The organism is Paracoccus aerodenitrificans (assembly GCF_027913215.1).
GTDB lineage: Bacteria > Pseudomonadota > Alphaproteobacteria > Rhodobacterales > Rhodobacteraceae > Paracoccus > Paracoccus aerodenitrificans.
Genome location: NZ_CP115784.1, coordinates 1747738 through 1767427 on the forward strand (window position 1 = coordinate 1747738; position 19690 = coordinate 1767427).

Annotated in this window: 19 protein-coding genes; 15 read left to right on the forward strand and 4 right to left on the reverse strand. The window is 59.7% G+C overall.

What is annotated here, in order from left to right; translation table 11 throughout:
• Positions 1-13: 13 nt before the first annotated feature.
• A complete protein-coding gene (locus tag PAE61_RS09970) occupies positions 14-1282 on the reverse strand; it encodes a lipopolysaccharide biosynthesis protein (RefSeq protein WP_271112244.1) in 1269 nt (422 codons plus the stop codon).
• Positions 1283-2103: 821 nt separating this feature from the next.
• Between PAE61_RS09970 and PAE61_RS09975 the strand changes: the two genes are divergently transcribed.
• The 15 genes from PAE61_RS09975 (at position 2104) to PAE61_RS10045 (ending at position 16948) form a co-directional block, all read left to right on the forward strand.
• Positions 2104-2469, forward strand: a complete 366-nt coding sequence (locus PAE61_RS09975) for a GtrA family protein (protein ID WP_271112245.1) — start codon at positions 2104-2106, stop codon at positions 2467-2469.
• Positions 2466-2807 (forward strand): hypothetical protein, encoded by a 342-nt coding sequence (locus tag PAE61_RS09980; RefSeq protein WP_271112246.1) that lies wholly within the window; start codon positions 2466-2468, stop codon positions 2805-2807. The genes PAE61_RS09975 and PAE61_RS09980 overlap by 4 nt, the downstream gene beginning before the upstream one ends.
• Before the next feature lie 52 nt (positions 2808-2859).
• Positions 2860-4098, forward strand: coding sequence for a hypothetical protein (locus PAE61_RS09985; RefSeq protein ID WP_271112247.1), 1239 nt, complete (start codon positions 2860-2862; stop codon positions 4096-4098).
• Entirely contained in the window at positions 4095-4898 is an 804-nt protein-coding gene (rfbF, locus tag PAE61_RS09990; RefSeq protein ID WP_271112248.1) for a glucose-1-phosphate cytidylyltransferase, read from the forward strand. Before PAE61_RS09985 ends, rfbF begins: the two co-directional genes overlap by 4 nt.
• Complete coding sequence (gene rfbG / locus PAE61_RS09995) at positions 4898-6037, forward strand: CDP-glucose 4,6-dehydratase (protein WP_271112249.1); 1140 nt, start codon at positions 4898-4900, stop codon at positions 6035-6037. Before rfbF ends, rfbG begins: the two co-directional genes overlap by 1 nt.
• The gene (locus PAE61_RS10000) at positions 6037-7239 is read left to right on the forward strand and encodes a DegT/DnrJ/EryC1/StrS family aminotransferase (RefSeq protein WP_271112250.1); all 1203 of its coding nucleotides are present in this window, start codon (positions 6037-6039) and stop codon (positions 7237-7239) included. The genes rfbG and PAE61_RS10000 overlap by 1 nt, the downstream gene beginning before the upstream one ends.
• Positions 7240-7346: 107 nt before the next feature.
• Positions 7347-8291 (forward strand): NAD-dependent epimerase/dehydratase family protein, encoded by a 945-nt coding sequence (locus tag PAE61_RS10005; protein ID WP_271112251.1) that lies wholly within the window; start codon positions 7347-7349, stop codon positions 8289-8291.
• The gene (locus PAE61_RS10010) at positions 8288-9277 is read left to right on the forward strand and encodes a glycosyltransferase family 2 protein (RefSeq protein ID WP_271112252.1); all 990 of its coding nucleotides are present in this window, start codon (positions 8288-8290) and stop codon (positions 9275-9277) included. Before PAE61_RS10005 ends, PAE61_RS10010 begins: the two co-directional genes overlap by 4 nt.
• A 136-nt stretch (positions 9278-9413) precedes the next feature.
• Complete coding sequence (locus tag PAE61_RS10015) at positions 9414-10505, forward strand: ABC transporter ATP-binding protein (protein ID WP_271112253.1); 1092 nt, start codon at positions 9414-9416, stop codon at positions 10503-10505.
• A gap of 71 nt (positions 10506-10576) precedes the next feature.
• The gene (locus PAE61_RS10020) at positions 10577-11602 is read left to right on the forward strand and encodes a Fe(3+) ABC transporter substrate-binding protein (RefSeq protein ID WP_271112254.1); all 1026 of its coding nucleotides are present in this window, start codon (positions 10577-10579) and stop codon (positions 11600-11602) included.
• Positions 11602-13344: an ABC transporter permease gene (locus PAE61_RS10025; RefSeq protein WP_271112255.1), complete on the forward strand. Its 1743-nt coding sequence runs from the start codon at positions 11602-11604 to the stop codon at positions 13342-13344. The genes PAE61_RS10020 and PAE61_RS10025 overlap by 1 nt, the downstream gene beginning before the upstream one ends.
• A gap of 142 nt (positions 13345-13486) precedes the next feature.
• On the forward strand, positions 13487-14509 hold the full coding sequence (cysP, locus tag PAE61_RS10030; protein WP_271112256.1) for a thiosulfate ABC transporter substrate-binding protein CysP: 1023 nt from the start codon (positions 13487-13489) through the stop codon (positions 14507-14509).
• 70 nt (positions 14510-14579) lie between these two features.
• Positions 14580-15422, forward strand: a complete 843-nt coding sequence (gene cysT, locus PAE61_RS10035; RefSeq protein WP_271112257.1) for a sulfate ABC transporter permease subunit CysT — start codon at positions 14580-14582, stop codon at positions 15420-15422.
• Positions 15423-16226, forward strand: a complete 804-nt coding sequence (gene cysW / locus PAE61_RS10040; protein ID WP_271112258.1) for a sulfate ABC transporter permease subunit CysW — start codon at positions 15423-15425, stop codon at positions 16224-16226.
• Positions 16223-16948: an ABC transporter ATP-binding protein gene (locus PAE61_RS10045; protein WP_271112259.1), complete on the forward strand. Its 726-nt coding sequence runs from the start codon at positions 16223-16225 to the stop codon at positions 16946-16948. The genes cysW and PAE61_RS10045 overlap by 4 nt, the downstream gene beginning before the upstream one ends.
• A gap of 19 nt (positions 16949-16967) precedes the next feature.
• Here the strand turns inward: PAE61_RS10045 and PAE61_RS10050 are convergent, their stop codons facing one another.
• From PAE61_RS10050 to PAE61_RS10060, 3 genes are all read right to left on the reverse strand, one after another.
• Entirely contained in the window at positions 16968-17462 is a 495-nt protein-coding gene (locus PAE61_RS10050) for a phosphatase PAP2 family protein (protein WP_271112260.1), read from the reverse strand.
• A 166-nt stretch (positions 17463-17628) separates the two neighbouring features.
• On the reverse strand, positions 17629-18891 hold the full coding sequence (gene clpX / locus PAE61_RS10055; protein WP_271112261.1) for an ATP-dependent Clp protease ATP-binding subunit ClpX: 1263 nt from the start codon (positions 18889-18891) through the stop codon (positions 17629-17631).
• A 127-nt stretch (positions 18892-19018) separates the two neighbouring features.
• On the reverse strand, positions 19019-19651 hold the full coding sequence (locus tag PAE61_RS10060) for an ATP-dependent Clp protease proteolytic subunit (protein WP_271112262.1): 633 nt from the start codon (positions 19649-19651) through the stop codon (positions 19019-19021).
• Positions 19652-19690 lie beyond the last annotated feature (39 nt).

A 19690-nucleotide genomic window follows, 5' to 3' on the forward strand; every position in this document is an offset into this window, starting at 1 on the left:
TTGGAAACAACTCTCAGAACAGAGATGCGCTATGCCTTTTTTTTCGAAATCCGAAGATGCATCCGACGGTCCAGAAAAGATTAAACAAAAGGTTGCTGAAGGCCGCACCCTCGACGCCGAAATAATGCACCATCGGCAGAAAGCTGGCCGCGAACAGAATTGTCGAGCCGAGCGTAACCAGCACCAGCAGCCGATCCTTGCCCATGCTCAGCAGAGCCGGATTTAGTACGACACCTGATGCAAGGACAATCGAAGAGATCAGCAGGATGTTCATCACCGGACCGGCCTCGGCGAATTCCTGCCCGAACACGGTAATGATAATCGGCTCGATATTCAGCATCACCGGTATGGCAATGACCAGTTGCAGTCCCAGAATTCCAAGCGAGACAATGATAACCAGCCGCCTGAACGCGGCGATCCTGCCTTCCTCCCACAGCCGGGCAAGCTCGGGATAGATCGTCTGCCGCACCGGCGCGGCCAGCTTGCTGACCCGATTCATCACCCGCTTGCCAAGCTGATACATCCCGACCGCCGCCGGGTTCATCATCGCCCCCAGAACAAGCACATCGAAACGGTTGGTCGATTGGCGGAGGATAACGTTGAAATTCGAGTTCCAGAGCAAGCGCAGGAAGCCGGGATTTTCCCGAATGGCTGCAAGACCGTTCGCCGCGAGAACACCTTCATAGCCGCGCCCATGCAGGATGCGGATGGCGAAAAACAGCGCGGTGATACCTTCGATGAGGCTTTGCAGAAAGAGAATCACCAGAAACGCCCATATTCCCCATCCGCCCTGCCAGGCAAGAGCAGTGAGCCCCACCCTCAGAATGGCCGAGGCGAAGTCGATCTTCGCCAGAATGTCGAACCGGTCAAACACGCGCAGTATCGCAACCGCTGTCGGCCGAAAGGAAAAAAACAGCCCCGCAGCCACAAGATAGATGTAACGTGGCCCCTCTTCTGCAGGCAGACCGACCATTGGAGCCACCAAGCCCGCCAGCAGGATACAGATCATCCCGGCCAGAAACCCACCCGCCGCGTCGATCATCAGGGAGAGCTTCACCAGACGCAGCAGGGCGGCGCGGTCGTCATTGACCTCGGCCCGGATCGCGAAACGGATGACCGCCTGCCAAGGTTCAAGCCGAACGATCAGATCGACCACCCTGACAAATGTCTCAACAAGGGCCAGCATCCCCAGCCCTGCCGGGCCAAGCGCCCGGGCCGAGATGAAAAGCGTGATCACAGCAGCGGCGGAGATAAAAGCCTGGCTCGCGAAAGTCCACGACATGTTGCGCGCGAGCCTTGAACGCAATGTCCCGGACAAATTGTCAGCCATGCTTCAACATTATACCGCGCAACAAGCAGAAATCGTTAACCGACCGACATACGGCCAAAGGGAATCTGGATCAGATACGGGACATTTGTCCAGACCGGATTTTGCTTTGAGATAAATATATCGGCCATGTTCCTGGGCGTGATCGTCGGATGACGCCTGGTCAGCCCGCCGACGCAAGGGCCGGATCAGACATATTCTGACCGGCAATGCGATTCGTTTTGGATGAATTGCGGAGTACCTCTGCCATTCTGCGATCAAATCCATGCAGGATATTGATAAATATTTATTAATCTTCTGATTGCCCACGGCTTCGGTTCAGGCAGGCTGCAGCGCAGAGCGCGCTCGGTGTGCCAGAAATTCTGCGCATCTGGCCTCTGAACCAGACGCAGCCACAGATTATGATGGCTTGGTATAATCTGTCGTGACGCAGAAACCCTTCAGCCTGCACAAGGCTGCACTGCCGAAAGCTGGGATGTTCTCGCTGGCTGCGTCGCCGTCTCCTGCAACCTTACCGGGTTTTTCGTTGCCAAGCGGAGAATTCCCTGCATATTGCTCAGAACCGCACCTGTTTTGTTCGGTGCCGTATTTAGTGTTGTAAAGATTGTCATGGTACAGTTACGAGTGCCCGCCGGATATTGGCGGAATATATCCCGGAGCAGTTTCCCGGACTGCTTGGATCGCCTCAGCGCCACATCCTTGCAGTACAGGGACGCAGGTGCGTGATGGTTTCGTTTCAACGCTCTCCCAAATGCAGGCCGTCCACGCCGGAAACCATGTTGCGTTTTCTTGTCGCCGGTGTGGTGAACACGGTGGTCGGATATGGAATCTATGCCGCTGCCGTGCTGTCCGGTGCATCTGCTCAGCTTGCGCTTTTGGTGCAGTTCGTCTTGGGCGCGTTGTGGAATTTTCGCCTGCATTCACGGATGGTTTTTCTGGTAGAGGGTTGGGGACGGCTTCCCGCCTATCTCACCAGCTATCTGCTGCTTTACGCTGGCAACGCATTGGCGCTTCGCGTGGTTCTGGCGCAAGGTGTCGGACCGCTTTCCGCACAGTTGCTTGTCCTGCCATTCGTGGTTGCCGCGTCCTGGCTGCTGATCGGTCGGGTCATGGGGTTTCGTCAAGGCGGGGGCAGGACGTGACCTCTGGTATCCATACCGCCGGGAGCACCGTCAATACGCGTATGAGGACGGCGTTTAAGATCGCTGTCGGAGTCGTTGGCCTTGTGCTGCTGGCAGGTCTCGCGGGTCGTCTTTTCAGCTACGAGCTGCGCCGAGATGAATTCATGTTCATTCCGCCTGCGGCTCTTCTGGGCGATTATGAGCTGTATCGCGAACTGTTTTTCAATCAGCCACCCTATTCGGTCTGGCTGTTCCGCACTGCGCATCTTTTATTGCCGGATCTGGGTCTGCTAGCATCGGCGCGGCTGACAATGCTGCTGATATGGGTGTTCATGTTGGCTGCGGTCAGGCTGGGTTAGCTGGCGGCTGACACATTCTGGACTGGTCACTCTGTTCGCCCCGGCCAGTCTGATGATGACCGATATCCTGCTGGGTCAGACCGGGATGGCGGCAACGAATAACCTGATGCCACTTCCCTTCGCGATTCTGGGCCTCGGCCTGTTTGCAATTGCACTCACCGAAGAGCGGCTGAACTTCGTGCTGCTCTTTCTCTCCGGAGTGATGCTGGCAATCGGGCCGGGCTTCAAGGTCAGCGCCTTCGCCTTTATCCCCGCCGTGGCAATCGGATGTTTTCTAGTACCGCGCAACCTGCCCTTCGCCCTGCGCCTCCGGCATATGGTGCTGCCGGTCGGGCTTGGCGGGCTGTTGGGAGCGCTGCCTCTGATCTGGCTTGCATTGACCCGGACGGATTTATTCTTCGCCCATATCGGCGGATATCACACTGGCCCGCATATCGCCTTCTGGCGCGACAACGCCATCAGCGAACCCGATTTGGCACTTGGCCTTGCCGCGAAGATTCAGCTTTCCTTCTCGGTCTGGTTTGCCGGCGCGGCAATGCTGTCGGCTTTCATCGCAGCGCTCGGCTTTGCGACGGTGCGACGTGCGGGACCGGATCACCGACCGGGCTGGACCGCCGACGCCGCGATGATTGTGACGGCAGCGACGATCTGCGCGGCGCTCTTTGCATTTCTGCCGACTCCGGGCTTTCCGCAATACTATGCGCCGCCTCTTGCCGGGCTGACGGTGCTGACCGCACTTCTCTACCGGGCTTTGCCGTCAGACAGTCATGCAGCGTTTCGCGGGGCGGTATCTGTTGCGCTTGTCCTCACGTTGCTTGTCGGGTCGCCGCGTCTCGCACTTGGGCTGAATGCGTTGAGACATCCCGAAAACTTCACAGCGAACCGGGTCGCGCAAGGTGCAGAGCGACTTCGGCAGGCGGTCAAAGATGCCGGGCTTCCGGCAGATGGGCGCGTTGCTACGCTGTCGCCGATTTATCCCCTTGAGGCAGGGCTGGAGATCTATCCGGAACTGTCTGCCGGATTATTCGGATACCGCGTTACGCCCTATATCGGGCCGGAACTGGCCGGGAATTATGCTCTGATCAGCCCTGACGGGCTGGCCGGGCTGCTGGATACAGATCCTCCGGTCGCCGTCATGACGGGTTTCGATCCCAGGCTAGACGACGCATTCAACCAATACGCGCAGTCGCGCGGATATGCTCGCCGTGATTTCCCGGCAATTAACGATCGATACGGCGAGGCAACGCTCTGGCTTGCGCCGCTTTCAGTTGAAGAAGGAGAGACCCAATGAAGACGATCCTGCTGGCAGGCGGGCTCGGTTCGCGCCTGGCCGAAGAGACTGTGACAATTCCCAAGCCGATGGTCGAGATTGGCGGTCGCCCGGTCATCGCACGGGTCATGGATATTTACAGCCATTTCGGACAGAGCGAATTCATCGTCGCAGGTGGCTATAAATGCATGATGCTGAAGAAGTTCTTCGCCGATTACCACCTGATCGCGAATGATATCAGCGTCGATGTGGATTCCGGCAATTTGGCACTCAAGCCGATCTCGTCGGGCGGCTGGCGGGTCAGCGTCGTGGATACAGGACCTCTGACCATGACCAGCGGTCGCATCCGCCGTCTGCGCGACTGGATAGGGGATGAGACCTTTATGGTCACCTATTCCGACGGTCTCGGCAATATCCGGATCGATGAGTTGCTTGAGTTCCACCGCAGCCACGGTCGGCTGGCAACCGTCACTGCGGTGCAGCCCCCTGCCCGTTTCGGCAATATGGAACTCGGCAAGAATGATCTCGTCCATGCCTTCACCGAGAAGGTGCGCCGCCACGAGACGTGGATCAATGGCGGGTTCTTCGTGTTTGAGCCGGGCGTATTCGACTATCTCGTCGATGATACCGAGCCACTGGAACAATCGCCGATGGTCAACCTGACCTCGGACGGTCAGCTTATGGCCTTCAAGCATTGCGGCTTCTGGCACCCGATGGATACAGTGCGCGACCGCAATGCGCTTAATGAGCTTGCCGAACAAAGCCCGCCGCCCTGGCTGGATTTTGCCGAGATAAGCCCGGCGGCAAGGGCAGTGACCTGATGTTTCCCGCCGAACCCGGAAAAACCGGTAATTTGCTCAGCATTTTTGCCGGTCGCCGCGTCTTGCTGACCGGGCATACCGGTTTCAAGGGCGGGTGGCTGACGCTGTGGCTGGACCGGCTGGGAGCAAAGATCCGGGGCGTTGCGCTGCCGCCTCAGACCGATCCGGCGCTGTTCGACATCGCCCGCATCGCGCAAAGCTGCGACAGCCGGATCGCGGATATCAACGATACCGAGGCATTGGAGGAAGCCATCGCGGATTTCGATCCGGAACTGATCATCCACATGGCTGCCGAAGCGATTGTGCGTGACAGCTATGAAGCCCCCGTCCGCACCTTCGCGACCAATGTCGTCGGAACGGCCAATGTGCTTGAGATGGCCCGCCGCGCGGCGTCTCTGCGTGGTGTGATCGTGGTCACCAGTGACAAATGCTATGAGAATCGCGAATGGGATTGGGGGTATCGCGAGATTGATCCTCTTGGCGGATCGGACCCTTACAGCGCATCGAAAGCCTGTACAGAGCTTGTCGCACAGGCCTATCGGCGCTCTTTCTTCAGCGATCCGGCCGGGCCTCGGCTTGTCTCTGTTCGTGCCGGAAATGTCATCGGCGGCGGAGACTGGGCACCGCACCGGCTAATCCCGGATATTGTCCGGGCAACCCGATCCGGGACGGAAACGGCGATCCGAAATCCGGCAAGCATTCGACCCTGGCAGCATGTGCTGGAGCCTCTTTCTGGTTATCTCACCGTCGCGGCGCGGATCATGGCCGGAACCGGGCCGGATCTTGCAGGTGCATGGAATTTCGGCCCCGATACTGACGCAACCATTCCTGTCGGAGAGCTTTGCAGAAAATTCGCCCGTATCTGGGGCGAAGACGGACCTGGTTTCTGCTTCGGCATATCGCCCGCAGGCCCGCATGAGGCCGGGCTTTTGCGACTGGACAGCACAAGGGCGCGTTTGCATCTGGGATGGCACCCCCGGCTGGAGCTTTCGGAAGCGTTGCGCCTGACAGCCGAATGGTATCGCGCCTATCTGCGCGGCGATAGCGATCTTCGCGAACTGACCTTGTCTCAGATCATCAAATACGAAGTCCGCATGACGTTTTTTAACGAGTTCGAACCGCAAAACAGGACAGGATGATGCGAGTTAATTACGGCCAGACCGTACATGGCGAAGAGGAAATCGAGGCTGTCGTCAGCGTGCTGCGAAGCTCAACACAAATGGGTCGGCATGTCCGGGAGATGCAGGAGAAGGTCGCGGCTTTATTCGAAAAAAGCCACGGAATCATGGTCAATTCGGGGTCCTCGGCGAATTTTATCGCAGTGGCGCTGCTGGATCTTCCGGCCGGTTCCGAAGTCATCACCCCAGCCCTGACCTTCGCGACAACGGTTGCGCCTATCGTCCAGCATGGGCTTGTTCCGACATTTATCGATGTGGCAGACGGGACATATAACGTCGATGCCGCTCAGATAGAGGCGATGATCGGGCCTGATACACGCGCGATCATGATCCCTTCGCTGATCGGTAACCTGCCCGACTGGCCCCGCATCCGAGAGATTGCCGAAGCACATAATCTTGCCGTGATCGAGGACAGCGCCGATACGCTCGGCGCGACGATTGGCGGGCAAAGCACGGGGGTAAATGCGCAGATCTCGACGACCAGCTTCTACGGCAGCCATGTCATCAACGGCGCGGGCAATGGCGGGATGCTCTGCGTCGATGACGACGACATGGCCCGGCAGGCGCTTTTACTGCGAAGCTGGGGCCGGACATCCTCACTGTATCAGGAAGGCAGCGAGGCAATCGAAAACCGGTTCAATGTAGATCTGGACGGCATATCCTATGATGCGAAATTCCTGTTTGAGAAACTCGGCTATAATCTGGAACCGTCAGAAATCAGCGCGGCGTTCGGGCTGGTGCAGCTTGACAAGCTGGACGGCAATATCACCGCGCGTGAACAGAACTTCGCCCAACATCTTGCGTTTTTCGGTGAGTATAAAGATTGGTTCATCCTGCCCCGGCAACTGCCTGATTCACGGACCGGATGGCTGGCATTTCCGCTGACCATTCGCGAGGATGCTCCGTTCTGCCGCCGCGATATGCAAATTTTCCTTGAGAGGCGGGAAATCCAGACACGGCCCGTTTTCACCGGAAATATCCTGAGGCAACCCGCGATGAAATCGGTGTCCTCCCGGACCCGGCCCGACGGCTATCCGGTCGCCGATGCCGTAATGCGTGGCGGCATTCTGCTGGCCTGTCATCACGGGCTGACGCAGGAACAGATCGACTTCATGCATGAAAGCTTCCGTGACTTCGCCGCACAGTATTCACGCGGCGCGTAACTTTGCGCGGACGCCTGCCCGGATTTTTCCCGGTGGGACGGGCAGGCACTGCGCATAAAAATGAAAAGATTTTTCAGAAATTTTTTGAACGAATAGGAGCGGACATCATGTCACGCGTTTTCATCACAGGCGGGACCGGGTTTATCGGCTCGCATCTGGCGCGGAGATGCCTGTCGCTTGGCGATCAGGTAACTGTCCTTGCGCGTCCGGGCAGCGATTTATGGCGCCTTGGGGATATTCTGACAGGGCTCAGGATCATTCGCGCCGATCCAGATGATCCCCGCGCGACCGCCGATGCACTTGCCAGGTCGCGCCCCGAGCATATCTTTCTGCTTGCCACCGAAACCCGTTTCCGGGGGCAGTCACGGCTGGAAGCTCTGCCTTCGGCGATCCAAGCCAATGTGGACTCGCTGCAACTCGTGCTGACCGCAATCGCACAGCTTGCAACACCGCCCCGGGCGGTGATCCGTACCGGAACGCTGGCAGAGCTTTCTCCGGGAGATCCGAGCATCGAGTATCCGTCGGGTATATATGGCCTTTCGGTACTGATCGGGACGAACCTGCTGCGCATCTGGTCCCGGGAAACCGGGATTCCGGCAGTGACAGCACGGCTATGTCTGACCTATGGCGGCGACCAGTCCACGGATTTCTTCGTACCCGGCGCGATATCTCAGTCTTTGGCGGGTCATGCTGAAGCGCCGAAAAATCCCCATGCGCTGCGCGACCTTCTGCATGTGGATGATATCGTCTCTGCCCTGCTGGTGATCGCCCGCCGTGCCGATGGGCTGCCTCCGGTGCTGAATGTCTCGACCGGCCAGCCGCACAAATTGTGGGATGTGGCAAACCGGATTGCGGCTCTGACCGGTCAGAGGCTCAAGCCGACAGCGCCGGCGCAAGGGAACAGCACAGGCGATATCGTCTCGGCTCCGCCATCGCATGAGCTTTCAGCGCTTGGCTGGCGGCAGGAAATTCCGCTGGATGCCGGCCTTCAGCAGGTCATCGACTGGGAACGACGCAAGCTTGACGCCAGACAGAGGAGGAGCAGCCTATGACCATGATTTCACTCATCATCCCGGCCTATAATGAAGAGGAAAATGTCCGGGCCTGCTATACGCGCTGCGCGGCAGTGCTGGACGATTTGCCCGGTTATGAGGCCGAGATCATCTTCACGGATAATCATTCCACCGACCGGACATTCCCGATCCTGTCCGAGATTGCCGCCGAGGATCGCCGCGTCCGCGCCTTCCGGTTCTCGCGCAATGTCGGCTACCAGAATTCGGTGATGTTCGCCTATAAGGCTACGCGTGGGGATTGCGTCATTCAGCTTGACTGCGATTTGCAGGACCCCCCAGAGTTGATCCCCGAAATGCTCCGCCTCTGGGACGAGGGCAATCAGGTGGTCTACGGGATCAGGCGCAAACTGCCCGACGGTCCTCTGGTGGCAACACTGCGCCGAGGGTTTTACTGGTTCATCGACCGGATCAGCCAGGACGATCTTCCCCGCAATGCGGGCGAGTTCCGGCTGACGGACCGGCGTGTCGTGGATCAGATCAGAATGCGCGACGACCGTTCTCCCTATATGCGCGGCATGATCAGCGCGATGGGGTTCCGGCAGGTCGGGTTCGAATATGACCGGCCCGCACGTATGGCAGGTGAATCGAAGTTTCCACTGAGCGCGATGATGTCCCTTGCAGTGGACGGACTGGTGAACCACTCCTTGTTACCGCTGCGTCTGGCTTCGACCACATCGCTTGTCGTGGGGCTGATCACGTTCATCGTGCTGCTTCTCTACCTGGTCGGCAAGCTGCTGTTCGGGCAGGAATGGCCGCCGGGCTTCGCCACGCTGGTAATCCTTCTGCTGATGTCGATGACGCTGAATGCCATGTTTCTAGGTATCCTGGGCGAATATATCGGGCGCATCTTCATGCAGACGAAAAGCATAAACGTGCCCATAGTGGAATCGACGCTGAACGTATCGCCCGAGATGATCGGTCAGATGGAGCAACCGGCTCAGGCCGGGTTGCATGTGGTGCGCTGACCGTTTTTTGCCGTCTGCGATGAACCCATACTAGACGTCCGGGCATCCGCACCGCTATAGCCAGAGCGGCCTGATGCCGAAGCGGTATTCCGCTTTCAAAGTCAGGCATTGTGAAGATGCGGTCAGGAGCAACCGGATGCCGGAACCCGGATCACATGCGCTTTCGCTTGAGGGAATCGGCTGTCGGTTCGGGGACAGGCAGGTTCTGGCGGATATCTCGATGGAGGCGCCGGCGGGACGGATCACCTGCCTGCTGGGGGAATCCGGCTGCGGGAAATCGACCCTGCTTCGGGTGATTGCCGGGATAGAGCACCCATCCGCCGGACATATCCTGATGGACGGCTCCGAAATCGCCGGACCTGCGCGTTTCGTCGAACCGGAACAGCGCAATATCGGCTTCATGTTTCAGGATTACGCCCTGTTTCCGCATCTGAGCATCCGCGACAACCTCGCCTTCGGTCTGCGCGGCATCCCGGCAGAGCAGCGCCAGCAGCGCATCGATGAGGTCATCGCAAAGATCGGCATCGCCCATCTGGAAGGACGCTTCCCGTACAGCCTTTCGGGCGGAGAGCAGCAGCGCGTGGCCCTTGCCCGCGCCCTTGCCCCGCGCCCTGCCGTGCTGCTGATGGATGAGCCGTTTTCCAATCTCGATCAAGGGCTGCGCGAATATGTGCGACGCGAAACGCTTGCGACGCTGCGAGAGTTGGGCATCACTGCGATCATCGTCACCCATGATCCGCAGGAAGCCCTGGCGATGGGCGAGCATATCGTGCTGATGAAGCAGGGCCGGATCGAGCAGCAGGGATCGCCCTTCGATATTTATGACCGGCCCGTCTCGGTCTATGCCGCCGAGTTCATGGGGCCGTGTAACCGCCTGCCGGGGATCTGGACCGGGCGGGGGATTGAAACGCCGATAGGGTATTTCCCGGCATCGCTGGATCTGGACGAGGGCGATCTGGCGCTTGCCTGTATCCGTCCGCAGGCATTGACGATCGAGCCCGGCTCGGAGGGGATCGCGGCGCGGGTCGTATCGAAAACCTTCATGGGAGAGAGCGAGCAGATCGAGCTGAGCGTTCATCCTCTGGCCGATACGCTGCGCATGCACAGCCATCAGCGCGTGAAAATGGCCGTCGGTGAGAAGGTACGGCTGAGGCTGAACGGCGCCCAGATTCACGTATTTGCAGAAAATAGCCTTTCGGATCAGAGATTTGTTCCCAAAAATAGTTGACTGAATAAGTAAACGATGATTATCCCTCGGCATCATTCCACGGATCGAAGCACCAAGAGGGAGAGAGACAGATGAATTTCACAACACGGATCGCCCTGCCCGCCTGCGCCGCAGCGGCCAGCCTTGTCACCGTCTCGGCGGCCTCGGCGGATGAGGTCAATCTGTATACCTCGCGCGAGCCGGGTCTGATCGAACCGCTTCTCGACGCATTCACCGAAGCGACCGGCGTACAGGTCAACACGGTCTTTCTGAAGGACGGCCTGCCGGAACGCGTTGAAACCGAAGGCGAGGCCTCGCCTGCCGATATCCTGATGGCTGTCGATGCGGGCAAGCTGACCGATCTGGTCGATAAGGGTCTGACCCAGCCGATCGAGTCCGAAATCATCTCTGAGACCGTGCCGGAAAATCTGCGCGGGCCGGATAATCAATGGGTAGCGCTGTCGACCCGCGCCCGCGTGGTGTACGCCGCGAAGGATCTGGAACTGGACAGCATCACCTATGAGCAGCTTTCCGACCCGGAATGGAAAGGTCGGCTTTGCATCCGCTCGGGCCAGCATCCGTATAATACCGCGCTGTTCTCGGCCTATATCGCGCATCACGGAGCCGATGCCGCGAAGGAATGGCTGACCGGCATGAAGGATAATCTGGCCCGCAAGGCCGGTGGCGGCGACCGCGACGGCGCCAAGGATATTCTGGGCGGGATCTGCGATATTGCAGTGGCGAACTCCTATTATGTCGGCCGGATGCGATCCGGCGCCGGTGGTGAGGAACAGAAGGAATGGGGCGATGCGATCAAGGTCATCCTGCCGACCTTCGAAAATGGCGGCACTCATGTGAATATCAGCGGCGCGGCTCTGGCGAAATACGCGCCCAACAAGGACGAGGCCATCCAGCTTCTGGAATATCTCGTCTCGGATGAGGCGCAGAAGATCTATGCCGAGGCCAATTTCGAACATCCGATCAAGGCCGGGGTTGAGCTTGACCCCATCGTCGCCTCTTTCGGCGAGTTGCAGATCGACACGGTCCCGCTCACCGATATCGTCACCTATCGGCAAGAGGCCAGCAAGCTGGTCGATGAGGTCGGCTTCGACAATTGATGCAGGGCAATGCGCCGCAGCCCGCGCCGCTTTCCGGCAGCATGACGTCGCAGGGTGAGCGTCAGGGCAGAATATCCAGCCCCTTCCGTTCCGGCGGAGGGGGCTGGTTCATTGCCACGCTGCTGATCTCTGGGCTTGTGGTCGCGCCGCTGCTGGCGCTGATCTGGCAGGCTTTGCAAGGCTCGGACGGGCTGTGGTCGCATCTGGCGCAGAATGTTCTGCCATATGCGCTTGGGCAGACCGTCACGCTTCTGGCCGGGGTCGGCATTCTGGTCGCGGTAATTGGCGCATCGACCGCATGGCTGGTCACGGCCTATGATTTTCGCGGCAGGCGGGCGCTTGAATGGGCGCTGCTTCTGCCGCTGGCGGTGCCGACCTATATCGTCGCCTATGCCTATCTGGACCTGCTGCACCCTCTGGGGCCAGTGCAATCTGTGGTCCGGGATCTTCTGGGCTATGACAGCCCCCGCGATTTCCGCCTGCCCGATATCCGCAACATGCCCGGCGCAATCCTGCTGCTGAGCCTTGTGCTGTATCCCTATGTCTACCTGCCGACACGGGCGATGTTCATGACACAGGCCGCCAATCTGATCGAGATATCGCGAACGCTCGGCACGACACGGCGACAGATCTTCCGCCGCGTCGCGCTGCCTCTGGCGCGTCCGGCCATCGCGGTGGGGATCAGCCTGGCGCTGATGGAAACGCTGAACGATATCGGCGCGTCAGAGTTTCTGGGCGTCCGCACACTGACCATCTCGGTTTATACAACATGGGTCACGCGGTCCGATCTGCCCGGCGCGGCGCAGATCTCGCTGGCGATGATCCTGCTGGTCGTGGCGCTGATCTCGCTGGAAAGATGGGCGCGGAGACGGCAGAGATATTCGGTGAATGCGCAGAGGGCGCGGCCCTTTGCGCCGCGCAAACTGACAGGTTCCCTTGCCATCGCCGCATTCGCGATCTGTTTCCTGCCGGTCCTGCTTGGCTTCCTGACCCCGGCGATTTTTCTTGCCGTCGAGGCCATAAAGCGGTTCCGCTTCGCCGGATTGTCGCAGCAATTGCTGACCGAGGCGCGGAACACCTTCCTGCTGTCCGCTTTCGCCACGCTTGCCGTTCTGGCCTGCGGCATCGTCGTTATCTGGGCCGCGCGGCTCATGCCTCTTCGGAGAGTGGCGATCATGCAGCGCATCGCCACGCTTGGATATGCGATGCCGGGAACGGTGCTGGCGCTTGGGATTCTGGTCGTGGCTGGCGGGATCGACCGGTCAATCAATCAATTCGTGCAGCAATTTCTGGGACAGTCCGCCGGGCTGATCCTGATCGGATCGGGGGCGGCGCTTGGCTATGCCTATCTCGTGCGCTTCCTTGCGATCTCGGTCGGATCGGTCGAGGCCGGGATGACGCGCATTCCGCGCAGCTATGACCATGCGGCGCGGACCCTGGGCCACGGTCCATCGGCAACGCTGCGCCGCGTGCATCTGCCGCTGACGCGCGGTGCCATCGCGGCAGCCGGGCTGCTGGTCTTTGTCGATTGCATGAAAGAGCTTTCCGCCACGCTTCTTCTGCGCCCGCTGAATTTCGAAACGCTGGCCACGCATCTTTACGGAGAGGCAGCGCGGGGCACCTATGAAGAGGCTTCGCTGGCGGCGCTTGCCATCGTTCTGGTGGGTATCCTGCCGGTCATCCTTCTGGCACGGATCGGCCGCAATGACGCAGCACCGCAGCCGGGCCGTCAATCCATCTGAACAACATGGAAGAGGCGAACCAAATTTCCGCGTTAGAGAATATTTTCGGAAATAATTCCCTAATTATCTTTCTGCAATTGCAATCATGGGAACATTCATACCATTTGCACCGCAGAAACACCTGACCACAGGGAAACGCAATATGGCCTCCAATCTTTCATTCCGCCTGCTGCCGCGCAGTCTCGGCGCCGCCGCCATCGCCTTTGCAGGGCTGATCGGTCCCGCACAGGCGCAGGAACGCGACATGCTGAACGTGTCCTATGACATCGCGCGTGAGCTTTACGCGGCGCTGAACCCGGTTTTCATCGAGAACTGGGCCGGGGAAACCGGCGAAACGCTGACCATCGAGCAGAGCCATGCCGGATCGTCCAAACAGGCCCGCGCCATTCTTCAGGGTCTGAAAGCCGATCTGGTGACCTTCAATCAGGTGCTGGATGTGCAGATCCTTGCCGAGAACGGCTTCGTCGATGAGGACTGGCAGCAGGATCTGCCGAATAACGCCTCTCCCTATTATTCGCTGCCCGCTTTCCTTGTGCGCGGCGGTAACCCGAAGGGGATCGAGGATTGGGACGATCTGGCACGGGACGATGTTTCGATCGTGTTCCCGAACCCGAAAACCAGCGGCAATGCGCGTTACACCTATCTTGCGGCCTATGCCTATGCGCTGAATGCCTTCGAGGGCGATGACGCTCAGGCGCGGGAATTCGTCGGCAAGGTTCTTGATAATGTCGCCGTCTTCGACACGGGCGGGCGCGGCGCGACCACCAGCTTTGTCGAGCGCGGCATCGGTGACGTTCTGATCACCTTCGAAGCCGAGGTCGAGAATATCCGCGCCGCCGAGGATGAGGGCGAGTATGATCGCGTCGTGCCGCAGGTTTCTCTGCTGGCCGAATTCCCGGTGGCGCTTGTCCGCAAGGTCGCCGAGGAGCGCGGCACCACCGATGTTGCGGAAGCCTATCTGAACTTCCTCTACAGCACCGAGGCGCAGGAAATCATCGCGTCCTTCAACAACCGCGTCCATGATCCGGCTGTGGTCGAGGCCACCGCCGATCAGTTCCCCGAGGTCGAGCTGCTGACCGTCGAGGATGTCTTCGGAAGCTGGCAGGAAGCGCAGGAAACGCATTTCAGCGATGGCGGCACGCTTGACCAGATCCAGCGGAACTGATTAGCCGCGAAACTGAACCCGCCCCCTGCGTGATCCTCACGCGGGGGGCATCTTTACCGGACCGATCCACATGACCGCCCTCGCCCGCCGCAACCCAAGAATTCTGCCGGGATTTTCCCTGTCTCTGGGAATCACGGTGCTGTTCCTGTGCCTGATCGTGCTTCTGCCGCTCAGCGGGTTGCTCTGGCAGTTGGCGCAGCTTGGGCCGGGGGATTACCTGCGCATCATCTCATCGGAACGTGTGCTGGCAGCGCTGCGCGTGACGATTTCGGCGGCGGCTCTGGCCACCGCGATTAACGGCGTGTTCGGGCTGATCCTTGCATGGGTGCTGACCCGGTATCGCTTTCCGGGACGCGGCATCATGGATGCGCTTGTCGATCTGCCCTTCGCCCTGCCGACTGCCGTTGCCGGGATCGCGCTTGTGGCGCTGTATGATCGCTCTGGCTGGGTCGGCCAGTTGCTGGACCCGCTTGGCATCCAGATCGCCTATACATGGTGGGGTATCGTGATCGCGATGGCGTTCACCTCGATCCCCTTCGCCGTCCGCGCCATCCAGCCCGCCATCGAGGAACTGGACCCGGCCGAGGAAGCCGCCGCGCTGACCCTTGGCGCGAACGGGGTGCAGATGTTCTTCCGCGTGCTGCTGCGCCCGCTGCTGCCGTCGATCCTGACCGGGATCGGACTGTCCTTCGTGCGCTCACTGGGAGAATTCGGCGCGGTGATCTTCATCGCTGGAAACCTGCCCTATGAGACCGAGATCGCCTCATTGCTGATCCTGATCCGGCTGGATGAGTTCGACTATCCCGCCGCCGCCGCCGTGGCCGGCACATTGCTGGCGCTGTCACTCGTGCTGCTGGTGGCGATCAATGTCATGCAGAACCGGCTGCAATCCTATCTGCGGGTGGGCGCGTAAATGGCGAAACCGATCCTGATTGCGCTTGCGGTGATCTTCCTTGCGGTCATGGTGCTGATGCCGGTCGTGGCGATTTTCGACAGGGCCTTCGCGGACGGCGCGGGGGCCTATATCGCCGCGATCACCGACCCCGAGACCCTGGCCGCGATCAAGCTGACCGTCATCGCCGCGCTGATCGTGGTGCCGATCAATATCGTCTTCGGCGTTGCCGCCGCGTGGCTGATCGCACGGTATCGGTTCTGGGGACGCCGCGTGCTGCTGATCCTGATCGAGCTGCCTTTCGCCATGTCGCCCATTGTGGCGGGCCTCGCCTTCCTGCTGATCTACGGCGCTTACGGGCCCGTCGGCGCGGCGCTAGAGCCGTTTGGCATCCAGCTTATGTTCAACCTGATCGGTATCGTGCTGGTTTCCCTGTTCGTCACCTGCCCTTTCGTGATGCGGGAAATCCTGCCCGTGCTGCAAGTCACCGGCGAGGAAGAGGAAAAAGCCGCCCTGACGCTCGGTGCCAATGGCTGGCAGACATTCCGCCATATCGTGCTGCCGAATATCTCATGGGGTCTGGCCTATGGCACGGTGCTGACAATGGCCCGCGCAATGGGTGAATTCGGTGCGGTCAGCGTCGTGTCGGGCGCGATCCGGGGACGCACCATGACCCTGCCTCTGCAGATCGAACTTATGTATAACGACTATAACGCCACCGGCGCTTTCGCCGCCGCGACCGTCCTTGCCGGTCTGGCCTTCCTGACGCTGGTTTTGCGCGGTGCGCTGAACCGCTTCGGCCCCAGAAAAGAGGCGCATTCATGACATTCAAGGCCGTTGAGATCCATAAATCCTTCGAGGACACACAGGTTCTGAAAGGGGTCTCGCTGACCGTCGAACCCGGAGAGTTCGTCGCCCTGCTGGGTCCTTCGGGCTCCGGCAAGACAACGCTTCTGAATATTATCGCAGGGCTCGCCCATGCCGATCAGGGCAGGCTTGTTCTGGACGGTGAGGACATCACCCGGCTGCCCGCCGGGAAGCGGCATTTCGGCATGGTTTTCCAAAGCTATGCGCTCTTCCGCCATATGACCGTGGCGCAGAATATCGCTTTCGGGCTGAAGGTGATGGACGGCAAGCGCCGCCCCTCGCGGGAGGCGATCAATCGCCGGGTCACCGAATTGCTGGAGATGATCGAACTGCCCCAGCTTGCCGGGCGCTATCCGGCTCAGCTTTCCGGCGGTCAGCGTCAGCGCGTCGCGATGGCCCGCGCCCTGGCCATCGACCCCAAGCTGCTGCTGATGGATGAACCGTTCAGCGCCCTTGACACGCAGGTCCGCCAATCCCTGCGCGGAGAGGTCCGCGCCCTTCAGCGCAAGGCCGGTGTGGGCGCGATCATGGTGACGCATGACCGCGCCGAGGCATGGGCTTTGGCCGACCGGATTGCGGTCATGGATCATGGCCGGATCGTGCAGTTCGACACGCCCGAGCGTCTTGCGGATAATCCTGCGAATGAGGCGGTCAGGTCTCTGGTCGGGGATGTCGCCTGATCTGCGGGAGATCAGGCGGTCAGAATTTCAGCCCGAAACTGAACGCGGCACCCTCCGTGCCGATGCCGAAATCCGCCGCGCCGAGGCTGAGGCCAATCAATGTTCCCGCCCAGACCTGCTGCGGCGTATGTTCGCCCGCATGAACCCTGCTCCACCCGGTCAAAGCCGCCGCGCCATAAGCGGCAGCACCTGCTTCCGGCTGATCGTCGAAACATTTCCCTGCCAGATCGGATGCGCCGAAAAACGCGGCTGAGCTGTGGCCCGAAGGGAAGCCCTCACCCCCGCCACCTGGCCGCACGGAAACAGGTCCATCTATGTAATGTTTCATGGCCAGAACCAGTGCCGCCTGAAGCGCACCGCGCACGGCAAGATCCTCCAGCCGGTCCTGCCGTTCGGCACAGATCGCTGCCGCCAGAGGCAGGCCGTATTTCATACCGGTTCCGAAATTTTCGAACGCATCGGCATGGACCGGACCTGCCAGCCCGATACCTGCAAGCAGAGCCGCTATCTTCATTTCCGCCGGTAATTCCTTAACAAAAGCGGCCACGCATCACGGTACATGACGATCCCCCGACAAACCTGCATCGACTGGAAATCATCACCGGAGCTTCCCATGCAAACCGGCTGACGGCGAGCCGATATCATGGCCCGCCTCCAGCAATCTGCCGACCGGCGTACAATCAGCCAGCGGTTTTCGCCGCTTCCGCCTTGGCATCCGCGTGAATGATCAGAGGTTTCGCCGAATTATTATCGACCGCCTCTTCATTCACCACGACTTCCTCGACGCTTTCCATGCCCGGCAGATCGAACATGGTATCCAGCAGGATATCCTCCATGATCGAGCGCAGGCCACGCGCACCGGTCTTCCGCTTGATGGCGCGGCGGGCGATGGCGGTCAGCGCATCCTCGGTAAAGCTCAGCTTGACATCATCCAGTTCGAACAGGCGCTGATACTGCTTGACCAGAGCGTTTTTCGGCTTGGTCAGAATTGTAATCAGCGCGTCTTCGTCCAGATCGGTCAGCGTCGCAATCACCGGCAGGCGGCCGACAAATTCCGGGATCAGGCCGAATTTCAGCAGATCCTCGGGTTCGAGATCCTTGAACACCTCACCCACGCCGCGATCGTCGTTTTCCTTGACCTCTGCACCGAAGCCCATCGCCGTGCCCTTGCTGCGCTGCGAAATGATCCGGTCCAGCCCGGCGAAGGCACCGCCGCAGACGAACAGGATATTCGTCGTATCCACTTGCAGGAATTCTTGCTGCGGATGCTTGCGCCCCCCCTGAGGCGGTACACTGGCAACCGTGCCTTCCATGATCTTCAGCAAAGCCTGCTGAACACCCTCACCCGAGACATCGCGGGTGATCGAGGGATTATCGGATTTGCGGGTGATCTTGTCGACCTCATCGATATAGACGATGCCGCGCTGTGCCCGTTCGACGTTATATTCCGACGCCTGCAACAGCTTGAGGATGATGTTTTCAACATCCTCACCGACATAACCCGCCTCGGTCAGCGTCGTCGCATCGGCCATCGTGAACGGTACATCCAGAATCCGCGCAAGGGTCTGGGCCAGCAATGTCTTGCCGCAGCCGGTCGGTCCAATCAGCAGGATATTGGATTTCGCCAGTTCAATATCCGATTTCGAACCGTGATTGAGCCGCTTGTAATGGTTATGCACCGCAACCGACAGGACGCGCTTGGCGCGTTCCTGCCCGATCACGTAATCATCCAGCACCTGACAGATTTCCTGCGGCGAGGGCACACCCTCTCCGGATTTGAGCCCGGTGGATTTCGTTTCCTCACGAATGATATCCATGCACAGCTCGACGCATTCGTCGCAGATGAACACGGTCGGTCCCGCGATCAGCTTGCGAACCTCATGCTGGCTCTTGCCGCAGAAGCTGCAATAGAGCGTGTTCTTGCTGTCGGTCTCTGTCGCCATACTACGTCCTTGATCTTTCGGGCCGACCCTTTGGACGGCCCATGCAGCGTTCCGCCCATGTTAGGGGTCCCTGCCCCATGTCTCAATCCCCAAACCGCATCCCCGGCGGGATGCGGCGGCGACAAGTTTACTTAGCGTCAGGATCAGCCTTGCCGCGCGGGCTGAGTACTTCGTCGATCAGACCCCAGTCCTTCGCCTCTTCCGGCGACATGAAACGATCACGCTCAAGCGCTTCTTCGACCGCTTCAAGCGATTGCCCGGTATGATGAACGTAAATTTCGTTCAGCCGCTGCTTCAGCTTCTGGGTTTCCTGCGCGTGGATCAGGATATCGGTCGCCTGCCCCTGATACCCGCCCGAGGGCTGATGCACCATGACCCGGCTGTTCGGCAACGAATAACGCTGACCCTTTTCACCGGCACACAGCAGCAGCGACCCCATCGAGGATGCCTGACCGATCACCAGCGTCGACACACGCGGGCGGATATATTGCATCGTGTCATAGATCGACAGGCCAGAGGTCACGACCCCGCCCGGGCTATTGATATACATTGAAATTTCCTTGGACGGATTTTCCGCCTCAAGAAACAGAAGCTGTGCGCAGATCAGCGTCGACATCCCGTCATGGACGGGGCCGGAGACGAAAATGATCCGTTCCTTCAGCAGCCGTGAGAAAATATCGTATGCCCGTTCCCCGCGAGAGGTCTGTTCGACCACCATGGGAACAAGCGTGTTCATGTAGAATTCTGCCGGATCGTTCATCAAGTTTCCTGCCCGCTTGCGATGCCCTGAGATTTTTTC

Excerpts from the sequence above, each read along its gene's own strand:
- PAE61_RS09985 (WP_271112247.1), top strand. The coding sequence starts at position 2,860 with ATGATGACCGATATCCTGCTGGGTCAGACCGGGATGGCGGCAACGAAT.
- cysW (WP_271112258.1), top strand. The coding sequence starts at position 15,423 with ATGGCGAAACCGATCCTGATTGCGCTTGCGGTGATCTTCCTTGCGGTC.
- PAE61_RS10050 (WP_271112260.1), bottom strand. The coding sequence starts at position 17,462 with ATGAAGATAGCGGCTCTGCTTGCAGGTATCGGGCTGGCAGGTCCGGTC.
- rfbG (WP_271112249.1), top strand. The coding sequence starts at position 4,898 with ATGTTTCCCGCCGAACCCGGAAAAACCGGTAATTTGCTCAGCATTTTT.
- PAE61_RS09970 (WP_271112244.1), bottom strand. The coding sequence starts at position 1,282 with ATGTCGTGGACTTTCGCGAGCCAGGCTTTTATCTCCGCCGCTGCTGTG.
- PAE61_RS10000 (WP_271112250.1), top strand. The coding sequence starts at position 6,037 with ATGCGAGTTAATTACGGCCAGACCGTACATGGCGAAGAGGAAATCGAG.
- cysT (WP_271112257.1), top strand. The coding sequence starts at position 14,580 with ATGACCGCCCTCGCCCGCCGCAACCCAAGAATTCTGCCGGGATTTTCC.
- PAE61_RS10005 (WP_271112251.1), top strand. The coding sequence starts at position 7,347 with ATGTCACGCGTTTTCATCACAGGCGGGACCGGGTTTATCGGCTCGCAT.
- PAE61_RS10010 (WP_271112252.1), top strand. The coding sequence starts at position 8,288 with ATGACCATGATTTCACTCATCATCCCGGCCTATAATGAAGAGGAAAAT.
- clpX (WP_271112261.1), bottom strand. The coding sequence starts at position 18,891 with ATGGCGACAGAGACCGACAGCAAGAACACGCTCTATTGCAGCTTCTGC.
- PAE61_RS10025 (WP_271112255.1), top strand. The coding sequence starts at position 11,602 with ATGCAGGGCAATGCGCCGCAGCCCGCGCCGCTTTCCGGCAGCATGACG.
- PAE61_RS10060 (WP_271112262.1), bottom strand. The coding sequence starts at position 19,651 with ATGAACGATCCGGCAGAATTCTACATGAACACGCTTGTTCCCATGGTG.
- cysP (WP_271112256.1), top strand. The coding sequence starts at position 13,487 with ATGGCCTCCAATCTTTCATTCCGCCTGCTGCCGCGCAGTCTCGGCGCC.
- PAE61_RS10020 (WP_271112254.1), top strand. The coding sequence starts at position 10,577 with ATGAATTTCACAACACGGATCGCCCTGCCCGCCTGCGCCGCAGCGGCC.
- PAE61_RS09975 (WP_271112245.1), top strand. The coding sequence starts at position 2,104 with ATGTTGCGTTTTCTTGTCGCCGGTGTGGTGAACACGGTGGTCGGATAT.
- PAE61_RS10015 (WP_271112253.1), top strand. The coding sequence starts at position 9,414 with ATGCCGGAACCCGGATCACATGCGCTTTCGCTTGAGGGAATCGGCTGT.
- PAE61_RS10045 (WP_271112259.1), top strand. The coding sequence starts at position 16,223 with ATGACATTCAAGGCCGTTGAGATCCATAAATCCTTCGAGGACACACAG.
- rfbF (WP_271112248.1), top strand. The coding sequence starts at position 4,095 with ATGAAGACGATCCTGCTGGCAGGCGGGCTCGGTTCGCGCCTGGCCGAA.